Annotated in this window: 11 protein-coding genes; 4 read left to right on the forward strand and 7 right to left on the reverse strand. The window is 74.9% G+C overall.

The features are described 5' to 3' along the window. Positions 1–30 precede the first annotated feature (30 nt). A complete protein-coding gene (gene grpE, locus G339_RS0127545) occupies positions 31–645 on the reverse strand; it encodes a nucleotide exchange factor GrpE (protein ID WP_019634290.1) in 615 nt (204 codons plus the stop codon). Positions 646–832: 187 nt separating this feature from the next. On the opposite strand from grpE, the gene G339_RS0127550 reads away from it, so the two are divergent. Further along, positions 833–1,471 carry an ACT domain-containing protein gene (locus tag G339_RS0127550; protein WP_026341830.1) on the forward strand — a complete coding sequence of 213 codons (639 nt, stop codon included), beginning with the start codon at positions 833–835 and terminating at the stop codon, positions 1,469–1,471. A 1-nt stretch (position 1,472) separates the two neighbouring features. Here G339_RS0127550 and G339_RS0127555 read toward each other — a convergent pair whose 3' ends face one another. Then, complete coding sequence (locus tag G339_RS0127555; RefSeq protein WP_019634292.1) at positions 1,473–2,354, reverse strand: carbohydrate kinase family protein; 882 nt, start codon at positions 2,352–2,354, stop codon at positions 1,473–1,475. Positions 2,355–2,465: 111 nt separating this feature from the next. Here G339_RS0127555 and G339_RS0127560 point away from each other — a divergent pair, with 111 nt between their 5' ends. After that, a complete protein-coding gene (locus G339_RS0127560) occupies positions 2,466–2,885 on the forward strand; it encodes a TIGR03668 family PPOX class F420-dependent oxidoreductase (RefSeq protein WP_019634293.1) in 420 nt (139 codons plus the stop codon). Positions 2,886–2,903: 18 nt separating this feature from the next. On the opposite strand, the gene G339_RS0127565 is transcribed toward G339_RS0127560, so the two are convergent. Together G339_RS0127565 and G339_RS0127570 are read right to left on the reverse strand one after the other, a co-directional pair. Then, positions 2,904–3,899 (reverse strand): ADP-ribosylglycohydrolase family protein, encoded by a 996-nt coding sequence (locus G339_RS0127565; protein ID WP_019634294.1) that lies wholly within the window; start codon positions 3,897–3,899, stop codon positions 2,904–2,906. A 21-nt stretch (positions 3,900–3,920) separates the two neighbouring features. Then, positions 3,921–5,012, reverse strand: coding sequence for an acyl-CoA dehydrogenase family protein (locus tag G339_RS0127570; RefSeq protein WP_019634295.1), 1,092 nt, complete (start codon positions 5,010–5,012; stop codon positions 3,921–3,923). A 176-nt stretch (positions 5,013–5,188) separates the two neighbouring features. On the opposite strand from G339_RS0127570, the gene G339_RS0127575 reads away from it, so the two are divergent. Next, positions 5,189–5,782, forward strand: coding sequence for a Uma2 family endonuclease (locus G339_RS0127575; protein WP_019634296.1), 594 nt, complete (start codon positions 5,189–5,191; stop codon positions 5,780–5,782). Positions 5,783–5,813: 31 nt separating this feature from the next. Here the strand turns inward: G339_RS0127575 and G339_RS0127580 are convergent, their stop codons facing one another. From G339_RS0127580 to sbnA, 3 genes are read right to left on the reverse strand one after another with little or no spacing between them, the layout of a single operon-like run. After that, positions 5,814–6,116, reverse strand: a complete 303-nt coding sequence (locus G339_RS0127580) for a hypothetical protein (RefSeq protein WP_240489918.1) — start codon at positions 6,114–6,116, stop codon at positions 5,814–5,816. A 39-nt stretch (positions 6,117–6,155) separates the two neighbouring features. After that, the gene (sbnB, locus tag G339_RS0127585) at positions 6,156–7,181 is read right to left on the reverse strand and encodes a 2,3-diaminopropionate biosynthesis protein SbnB (protein ID WP_019634298.1); all 1,026 of its coding nucleotides are present in this window, start codon (positions 7,179–7,181) and stop codon (positions 6,156–6,158) included. 31 nt (positions 7,182–7,212) lie between these two features. After that, complete coding sequence (gene sbnA / locus G339_RS0127590) at positions 7,213–8,202, reverse strand: 2,3-diaminopropionate biosynthesis protein SbnA (RefSeq protein ID WP_019634299.1); 990 nt, start codon at positions 8,200–8,202, stop codon at positions 7,213–7,215. Positions 8,203–8,580: 378 nt separating this feature from the next. On the opposite strand from sbnA, the gene G339_RS0127595 reads away from it, so the two are divergent. After that, positions 8,581–10,089, forward strand: a complete 1,509-nt coding sequence (locus G339_RS0127595) for an amino acid adenylation domain-containing protein (protein ID WP_019634300.1) — start codon at positions 8,581–8,583, stop codon at positions 10,087–10,089. Positions 10,090–10,313 lie beyond the last annotated feature (224 nt).

Below are 10,313 nucleotides of genomic sequence, written 5' to 3' on the forward strand. Positions count from 1 at the left end.
CGCTCGTGTGCCGTGCTCGGGTCCGCGTGCTCATCGTCCCGCCCGGTCCGCCTCCGCGCAGCCGTTCGGGGCGGCGGCGACGCGCGCCACACCGACCTCCGCCTTGCGGACGACCCGTCCGTCCCGTTCGAAACCGTCGGAACGGACCTCGGCGACCGTGCCGTCCAGGGCGGGGTCGGCCACCCGCGCGACGGCGACGGGCCGGTGCCGCGCCGCGTCGTAGGGCTGCCCCGGCTCGGCGGTGAACCGCTCGACGCCGGACCGGGCCAGCGCGTCGGCGATGTCGTCGGCGAGCGCGGCGAGCACGGCCGCGGCGCCCGCCGCGTCGGGCGGGTCCGGGGCGTCCCAGCGGCGGGCCTCGCGGCGCGCCAGGTCGTGGCAGCGGTACAGCGCGGCGCGCAGCGGCTCCAGCGCCGACTCCAGCTCGCCGCGGCGCAGCCGCTGGTTCTCCTCGTGCAGCCGGTCGATGACGGCCTCCCGGTGCGCGGCCCGCTCGTGCTCGCGGTCGAGCCGGGCGCTCAGCGCGGCGAGCGCCGCGAGGATCTCCGCGCCCGCCCCGGGCTCGCTCTCCGGCCCGGGCACGGGTTCCGGCACGGGCTCGGTCTCGGGGGACGCGCTGACTGCGGTATCCGGGTCGCTCGACACGTGCAGTCACCTTAACGGCACCTGAAGGCGGCGGGTAGGCCCGTCGGGACGACGAAACCGCGGCGCGCGCGGCCCGCACCACCGGTTTCCCCGGGCCGACACACGGGGGTAACACGCCCGAAACGGCCGTCGACCAGGGTGAACACGGGACGCCGCTCCCGGCGGACCGCGATGTGCGGAGGTGACGATGTTGCTGCGGGTACGAGTTCGTCTTCCCGACCGTCCCGGCGCGCTCGGCCAGGTGGCGCGGACGCTCGGCGCGGCGGGCGCCGACGTCGCCCAGATGGCCGTCCTGGAGCGCGACGGCGGCCGGGCGCTCGACGACTTCACCGTCGCCTGGCCCGCCGGGGCGGGCATCGACCGGCTCTGCGACGGCCTGGCCGCCGTCGCCGGGGTCGACATCGTCGGGATCTGGCCGACCGTCGAGCCGCAGGGCGCGTTCCCCGACGCGGAACTGCTCGGCCGGGTCGCCGCCGACCCGGGGCGCGGCCCGTTCACCCTGTCCGACGCGGTCCCGGCGCTGCTGAGCGCCGACTGGGCGGCGCTCGCCGAGCCCGGCCCGGCCGGGTCGGCGGTCCTGCACGCCAGCCTCGGCGTCGGCGCGGGCGTCGTGCTGCCCGCGCTGGAGCCGGTGCGGGCGCGGGCGTTCACCGCGCCGGACGGTACCCAGTTCGCGCTCGCGCCGATGCCCGACGACGTCGTGCTCGTCGTCGCGCGGACGGGCGCGCCGCCCTTCCACCGGTCGGAGGTGTTCCGCCTGGAGCAGTTGGTGGGTGCCGCCGCCGCGATCTTCGGCGCGGCCGAGAAGCTCCTGGAGTCGCCGTAGGTCAGGGGAGCAGCGGCGCGAGCGACGCCGGGCCCGCCAGACCGGCGGCGGGGCCGGACCCGGCCGCGACCGTCGCGGCCGCCGCGCCGCCCCAGCGGGCCGCCGCCGACGCGTCGAGGCCGCGCAGCAGCGCCGTCAGGAACCCGGCCGCGAACGCGTCGCCGCAGCCCGTCGGGTCCGCGTCCGCGACCTCCGGCGCGGGCAGCCGCTCCACGCCCGCGGCGGACGCCAGCAGCGCGCCGTGCTCCCCGAGCGTCACGATCACCGCGCGCGGCCCCTCGGCCAGCAGCCGCCGCGCCGCCGTCACCGGGTCGGCCGCGCCGGTGAGCGCGAGCGCCTGCTCCTCGTCGGGCAGGACGTAGTCGCAGTGCCGCAGGAACGGCGCGGCGGCGCGCAGCGGCTCGGGGTCGGCGGCGTCGAAGTCGGCGGTGACGACCGTCCCGGCGGCGCGGGCCGCCGCGAGCGCCGCGAAGAACGCCGGGTCGGCCAGGCCGGGCGTCAGGTCGGGGCCGCCCAGGTGGACGGCGTCGGCGGCGGCGAGCAGGCCGGGATCGACCGCGCCGGGCGTCAGCGTCGGGTTCGCGCCCGCCGCGCGCAGCGCGCCGCCCCGTCCGGCGGGCAGCGGCCGGACCGCCGCGCCCGTCCGCTCCCCGGCGCGGCGGACCAGCCCGCCGGTGTCCACGCCCTCGCGCGCCAGCACGCGGGTCAGCAGGTCGCCGAGGTCGTCGTCGCCGACGGCCCCGACCGACACCACGTCGTGGCCGAGCCGCGCGAGCGCGACGGCCGTCCCGGCGGCGCACCCGGCGGGGGCGACGCCGATCCGCCCCGCGTCCGCGTCCGCGAGGACGACGACGGCGTGCGCGCCCAGCGTGACGACGGCCATGAGCTCCCCCTCGCGATCGTCCGCCGACAGCGTACGCGCGCCCGGGACGCGTCCGGAACGGTCCAGCGGGCCGCCTTGACCGGGCGGCCGAGATCGCGACAGGCTGCGGCCATGCCCGCGCTCAGCACCGACGACGCCCGCGCCCGGTTCGCCGCCGCGCCCGTCGTCCGGCTCGCGACGGTCGGGGAGGACGGGCGGCCCCGGATCGTGCCGGTCGTGTTCGCGCTGCGCCGGGACGTCCTGGTCACGGCCGTCGACCACAAGCCCAAGCGGACCCGCGAGCTGCGGCGGCTGGCGGACGTCCGCGCCAACCCGCGCGTCAGCCTGCTCGCGGACCGCTACGACGACGACTGGGAGCGGCTGTGGTGGGTGCGCGCGGACGGCGCGGCGCGCGTCGTCACCGAGCCCGCCGCGACGGCCGAGCCGCTGCGGCTGCTCGCGGAGCGCTACCCGCAGTACCGCGACCGTCCGCCGGAGGGCCCGGTCATCGCCGTGACCGTCGAGTCGTGGACGGGCTGGGCCGCGTCCTGACCCCCTAGTCCCAGGCCGCTAGTCCCAGGCCGCGCCGACGCGGGCGAGCCGGTCGGCGTACTCGATCCGCCCGCGCCACGCGTCCGGCCAGCCGCCGAGGCCGTGCCGCGCCCCGGCGAACGCGCCCGCCAGGCAGGCGATCGAGTCGGAGTCGCCCGCGCTGGCCGCGCCGCGCCGGATCGCGCCCACCGGGTCGTCGGGGAACAGCAGGAAGCACAGCAGGCCCGTCGCGAACGCCTCCTCGGCGACCCAGCCCTCGCCGGTCGCCGCGCACGGGTCCGCCGCGCGGTCGGGGGCGGCCAGCGCCGCGTCGAGCCGGTCGAGGACGGCGAGGCACTCGTCCCAGCCGCGCGCCGCGAAGTCCTGCGGGGACGTGGCGGCGGGTCGCCGCCACAGGTCCCCGAGCCAGTCGCCGTGGTAGACGGTCCGCTGCGCGGCGGCGCGGGCGCGCAGCGCGGCGGGCAGCTCGGCGGGCTCGATCCCGTCGCGCAGCCACGCGACCGCGAACGCCGTCAGCTCGCTGGCGGCCAGGCCGGTCGGGTGGCCGTGGGTCAGCGCCGCCTGGAGCTGGGCGGCCCCGGCGCGGGCCGCGTCGTCCGGGGCGGGGACGAGGCCGAGCGGCGTCACCCGCATGTTCGCGCCGCAGCCCTTGGACGTCGGCTGCGTCGCCTCCGCCCACGGCAGGCCCTCCGCGAGGCCGCCGCACGCGCGCAGGCACGTCATGCCGGGCGCGCGGTCGTTGTCGGGGCTCGCGGCCCAGGCGACGAACCGGCGGCTCCAGATCGCGGCGAGCGCGGCGGGGTCCCAGTCGCCGGCCGCCTCCAGCAGCCCTTCGGCGACGGCGAGGCCCATCTGGGTGTCGTCGGTGACGCGCCAGGGCGTGGTCTCGGGGCCGTCCGGGCCGTCCGGGCCGTAGACGGCCGTGATGCGCTCCATCGTCATGAACTCGGTGGGGGCGCCCAGCGCGTCCCCGTACGCCAGCCCGAAGACCGACCCGCTCGCCTGCAACGTCATGCGGGCATTCTTCCGTACATGTCAGGCGGTCAGCCCGACGAGCGCCGCGAGGCGGGCGCGGTGGCGGGCGGGCGGGCCGAACAGCTCGCGGGAGACCGCCGCGCGCTTGAAGTACAGGTGCGCGTCGTGCTCCCAGGTGAAGCCGATGCCGCCGTGCAACTGGATCGTCTCGGCCGCGACCTGGAAGAACGCGTCCGCGCAGTACGCCTGGGCGGTCGCGGCGGCGGCGGGCAGCGCGGCCGGGTCGCCGTCGGCCGCGGCGGCGGCCCCGAGCACCGCCGACCGCGCCGACTCGACCAGGACGTACAGGTCGGCGCAGCGGTGCTTGACCGCCTGGAAGCTCCCGATGGGACGGCCGAACTGGCGGCGGACCTTGACGTACTCGACGGTCATGTCGAACGCGCGCTGCGCGCCGCCGAGCTGCTCGGCGGCCAGCAGCACGGCGGCGGCGTCGAGCGCGCGGGCGAGCGCGGCGGGGCCGTTGGCGACGCGGCGCGCGGGCGTCCCGGCGAACTCCAGGCGGGCGAGCCGCCGCGTCCGGTCCAGGCAGGGGAGGGGCGTGCGGGTCGCCGCGTCCGCGCGGACGGCGAACAGGTCGGGCTCGCCGTGCTCGTCGCGCGCGGCGACGAGGACCAGCCCGGCCGTGCAGCCGTCCAGCACGTGGTCTTTCACGCCGTCCAGGACCCAGCCGTCGCCGTCGCGGCGCGCGGTCGTCGTCCCGACGTCCCAGCGGTCGCCCTCGGCCCACGCGAGCGTCGCGATCAGCGAGCCGTCCGCGATCGGCGGCAGCGCCTCGGCCGCCAGCGCCGCGTCGCCGGACGCCGCGACGGCCTCGGCGGCGACGGCCGTCGCCAGGAGCGGCGCGCACGCCAGCGCGCGGCCCGCCTCTTCGAGCGCGACGACGAGCTCCCGCATCCCGCAGCCCGCGCCGCCGAACTCCTCGGCCACCGCCAGTCCCTGCACGCCGACCGTCCCGGCCAGCGCCGCCCACACGGCGGGGTCGTGCCCGAGACCGTCCGCCGTCAGCCGCCGGACCTCGGCGACGGGCGACCGCTCCGCGAAGAACCGCCGCAGCACCCGCCGCAGCTCGTCCCGCTCGTCCGAACCCCCCATACCGCCTCCCAAGCATACGCTTGCTCAACAAGCTAGCACGGGGCCGGGCCGGCCGGTCGTCGCATCCCGAGGCCCGGCGACCTAGGCTGGAGGCGTCGGTTCCGGGGATCACTATTCGTAAGCGAAAGGTGGCGTCCTGTATCTAGACTCGTCTCCGACGAGGAAGGAGCCAGGGCATGACCGCGATGGTTCATGACCAGCACGTGACGCAGGAGCAGGAGGAGCAAGAAGACCTCCTGCTGGAAGGTTTCCTCGCCCTCCAGACCCCCGAGGGCTTTCGAGCCGAGTTCATCGACGGAGAGATCGTCGTGTCGCCACCCCCCATCGGAAAGCACGACCGGATCGTCGGGAAGATCGTCCGCCAGCTCTACAGCGGCGGCGTCGACCTCGACTTCATGCCGAACCGCGGCCTCGAGGTCCCGCGCGGCGGCGGGTGTCCGAGCAACCACGTGATCCCGGACGGCGCCTTCGCCCCCACCGAACTCGACCTCTTCAACGACGACCTGGTGTGGGGACCGGCCGAGGGAGTGCTCCTCGTGCTGGAGGTGACGTCGAACCGCGCCGAGCGCGACCGCGCGGCCAAGAGGTGCTGTTACGCCCGCGCCGGAATCGACTTCTACCTGCTGGTCGACCGGGACAAGCAGTCGGTGACGCTGTTCCACGACCCCGAGGGCGAGGACTACCGGGCGTCGGTCACCGAGCCGTTCGGCAAGGCGGTGCCGCTGCCCGAGCCGTTCGGGTTCGAGCTGGACACCGCCGAGTTCACCTGAGCCCGGTCCCGTCCGCCGGACGGGACTCGGGTCACTGCCAGACGGACCAGTCGTGCGGGCCGAGGGCGTAGCCGCCCGGGGTCGTGCTGACGTGGTTGGCGTCCAGGAGATGGCGCAGGGCCTCCCGCAGATCGTCCTCCGGGAGGCCCGTCGTCTCCTTCAGGTAGTCGAACTCCGCGACGTCGCCGGTCTGGTCGACCGTCGCGACCGCCTCGTACACGGTCAGGTCGGCGTCCGACAGGCCCTGGACGTCGGCGCGCTCCTCGATCTCGCCCGGGCCGCTCTGGCCGGGCGCGGTGAGCCTGGGCTGTTCTCGCACACGGGATTCGCTCATGCCGCGCGCCTGCCCGATGGGCCGCCGGTCATGCGCGGATCAGCCGTACCGCTTCATCTCGTGGAAGAAGCCGGGCACCTCGTGCAGGTCGCCCGACTCGGCGACGTGGTCGTAGACGTAGCGGGCGACGGCGAGGTCCAGGACGCCGAGGCCGAACGGCGAGAACACCACGGTGCGGTCGGCGGGCGGCGTCGTCGCGCCGGTCAGGACGTCGTAGAGGGTGCCCGCCACGAAGTCGCGGTGCCCGACCTTCTGCTCCGCGAGGTGCGGCGAGGTGTTCGCCTTCATGCAGTGCTCGACGTCGTCCACGACGTTGTACGCGTCGAGGATGATCTCCGGCGCGAGATCGCGCAGCGAGACGTGCAGGACGAGCGGGTGGTGGCCGAACCACGCGGGCTCGGTGACGTGCGGCTCGCCCGCCACGGTCGCGAAGACGACCAGGTCGGACGAGCGGACCAGGTCCTCCGCCGAGTCCCGGATCTCGATTCGCCCGCCCTCGGTCCGCGCGAGGTAGTCGCGGAAGCCCTCGGCGTGCTCGCGGGACAGGTCGTGGACGTTCAGCTCGTCGAACTCGAACCCGTTCGCGGCCAGGTACGTGTGGATGTAGCGGGCGATCAGCCCGACGCCGAAGAACCCGACCCGGCGCGGCCGCTCCCCGCGCGCGTCCGCGAGCCGCGCCGCCGCCAGCGACGCCGACGCGGCCGTCCGCGCCGCGCTGACGATGGAGCTCTCCAGGCACGCGAACGGGTAGCCCGTCGCGGTGTCGTTGAGGATCAGGACGGCCGACGCGCGCGGGACGCCGCCCGCGACGTTGCCCGGGAAGCTGGAGATCCACTTGATCCCGTGGACGTTCACGTCGCCCTGGACCGACGCGGGCAGCGCGATGATCCGGTTGGCGGGCTCGTCGGGGAAGCGCAGGAAGTAGGAGTCGGGGTTGACGGTCCGCCCCTCGCCGTGCAGGCGGTACGCGTCCTCGACCATCGCGATGACGCGCCGCTCGCGCCCGCTCACCGCCTCGTGGACCTGGGCGCCCGAGATCACCGCGAACGAGGGGGACTGCGTCATATCCGGCTTCTCCTGGATCGAGTCGTGTTGATCAGACGCCGAGGATATCGGCGCCCGGAAGCTGCAGTTCGCGCGCGAGGTCGCTGAAGTTCTCCCGCAGCCAGCTCTCCTCGTAGATCGAGTCGAGATAGCGTTCGCCCAGGTCGGGCGCTATCGCGACGGCGACCGGCGACGCGCCGGGGTACTTGGCCGCCAGCCAGTGGGCCGCGCCGGACACCACGGTGCCGGTGGAGCCGCCGAACAGGAACCCGCGCGAGGACAGCGCGTGGACGGTGCGGATCGTGTCGGTCTCGGCGACGTGGACGACGTCGTCCACGTAGGACTCGTCCACGAGCGCGGGGCGGCTGCTGGTGCCGAGGCCGGGGACCATGCGCCGCTCGGGGAGGCCGCCGAACGTCACCGAGCCGACCGCGTCGACCGCGACGATCGTGACGGGGCGGCCGTGCTCGCGGAAGTAGCGGGCGCAGCCCATCAGCGTGCCGGTGGTGCCCGCGCCGACGAACAGGACTTCCAGGTCGGGGAACTGGCGGTCGATCGCGGGCGCGGTGCCCGAGTAGTGGGCCCGCCAGTTGTTGCTGTTGGCGTACTGGTTGAGCCAGACGCAGCCGTCCTCGGACTCGGCCAGGCTCCGGACGTAGTCGATGCGGCTCTCGAGGTAGCCGCCGTTGGCGTCCTGGTGGGAGATGACGCGGACCTCGGCGCCGAGGGCGCGCATGAGGCGCATGGAGGCGGGGTTGCAGCGCGGGTCGGTGACGCAGACGAAGCGGTAGCCCCGGTCGGCGGCGATCAGGCTGAGCGCGATCCCGAGGTTGCCGGAGGACGACTCGACGATCGTGGACCCGGCGGTGAGGACGCCGTCGCGCTCGGCGGCGGCGACCATCGCGGCGGCGGCCTTCAGCTTCACCGAGCCGGCGAAGTTGAACCCCTCGCACTTGAGGTAGAGCGGGCAGTCGAGTACCGGGCGCAGATCCACGTAGAGGTCGTCGACATTGAATTCCTGCGGCGAGGTGATGATGGGCACGCTGCCACCCTCGAATGAATGACAATTGGTGGGTGCGGCGGAAGTGGAGTAACCGGTTTTCGTGATCCGGCGTTCGGTCCCGCGAGTTTCCCGCTGATCGAATTCCGAGAATTCAAGAGGGCCGGCCGATCCTCCCATCTTCCCCCGATGACTCACCCCGGTTCTAGGCGAACTGGGGCGAAGCATCACCGTACCTGCGGCCATGTCCGGTCGCAACCCCCGACTTACCCGCCGGTACTATCCCAAAGCACTGATTCGGTGAAGGCCGGGACGGTGTGGACATAAGCTATCCGCGGCCGGCCCGGCCGCCCGCGACCGGCCCCCGGCCGGGCCATTCGGCGATGACGGTGGAGACGTCCTACCTCACGGAGAGTCAAGATGAATGCTCGCGGACCCGTCGCGGAACGCCTCCTGGACCGGTCCGCGCTGCCCGCGCTGCCGATCGCGCCGGACGAGGCCGAGCGGGCGCGCGTCCTGGCCGCCCGGCACGGCATGACCGCCGAGCGCGAGATCGAGCTGGCCGCGCCGGTGATCACGCGCGTGGAGCGGTTCGCCGCCGCGGGCGACGCGGTCGCGGTCGCGGACGGACCCGTCGGGCTGACCTACGCGCGGCTGGCCGCCGAGGCCCGCCGGATGGCGTCCTACCTGCTGGAACAGGGCGTCGAGGAGGGAACGGTCGTCGGCGTCGGCGGCGAGCGCGGCTGGCGGATCGTCGCGGCGTTCCTGGCGGTCGAGCTGGTCGGCGCGCTGTACGTCCCGGCCGACGAGACCTGGCCCGCCGCCCGCGTCCGCGACGTGCTGGGCCAGGCGGGCGCGGCGGTGCTCGTCGTCGCGGGCGAGCCGGCGGCCGCGCTGACGGCGGGCGCGGCCGAGGCGGGCTGCGCCGTGGTCCCCGCCGAGGGCGCGGACGCGTGCGAGCCGTGGCCCGGCGAACCCCGGCTGCACTCCCTCGACCAGCCGCGATACGTGCTGTTCACCTCGGGTTCCACGGGCAGGCCGAAGGGCGCCGTCGTGGAGCACCAGGGCATGATCAACCACCTCTACGCGAAGATCACCGATCTCGGGATGACCGGCGCGGACGTCCTCGCGCAGACCGCCCCGCTCGGCTTCGACATCTCCGTCTGGCAGATGCTGTGCCCGCTGCTGCTCGGCGGCCGCGTGGAGATCGTCGGCGACGAGGTCGCGCACGACCCGGTCGCGTTCGCGCGGGCGGTGGACGAGCGCGGCATCACCGTCGTCGAGCTGGTCCCGACGATGGTCCGGCACCTGCTGGACGACCTGGCCGACGCCCCCGACGGCGCGTTCGGCGCGCTGCGCTGGATGATCGCGACCGGCGAGGAGCTGCCCGCCGAGCTGTCCCGCCGCTGGCTGGCGGCGCTGCCGCACGCGGGCCTGCTCAACGCCTACGGCCCGACCGAGTGCTCCGACGACGTCACCCACCACCGCGTCACCGCCGCCGACCTGGACCTGCTGCGGCTGCCGATCGGCACGCCGATCGTCAACTCCCAGCTCTACGTGCTGCGCGAGGACGACGACGGCGCCTGGCACGCCTGCGGCATCGACGAGACCGGCGAGCTGTTCGTCGGCGGCGTGTGCGTCGGCCGGGGCTACCTCGGCAACCACGAGCGCACCCGGGAGGCGTTCTTCCAGGACCCGTTCGCCGACACCCCGACCGGCCGGCTCTACCGGACGGGCGACGCGGTCCGGCTGCTGCCGCCGGGCGCGGGCGGCGAGGACCGGCCGACGCTGCAGTACCTCGGCCGGGTGGACCGCCAGGTCAAGATCTCCGGTGTCCGGATGGAGCTGGGCGAGATCGAGGCGGTGCTGCAGCGGCATCCGGGCGTGGGCGCGGCGGCGGTCGTCGTCCACGAGTTCCCCGTGGGATGAGCAGCGGCCCTGACCTCCCCGGACCTTGATCACCGAGCGTGATCGCGACGGCGGGGAGACCCCGGTCACTCGTTGTCACATGGCGAGTGTCCGCAGTGCCGAACCGCCGCGAACCGGTCGTCTCTTTTGTCACTCCTGTGAGCAATATCCACGGGCAAGTTCTACAATCCGGGGGATTGCGAGGCATGTGACGGGCTGGTTAACTGTGGCTCCGCTACTCCTGA

The sequence above is a fragment of the Actinomadura atramentaria DSM 43919 genome (assembly GCF_000381885.1).
GTDB classification, from domain to species: Bacteria; Actinomycetota; Actinomycetes; order Streptosporangiales; family Streptosporangiaceae; genus Spirillospora; species Spirillospora atramentaria.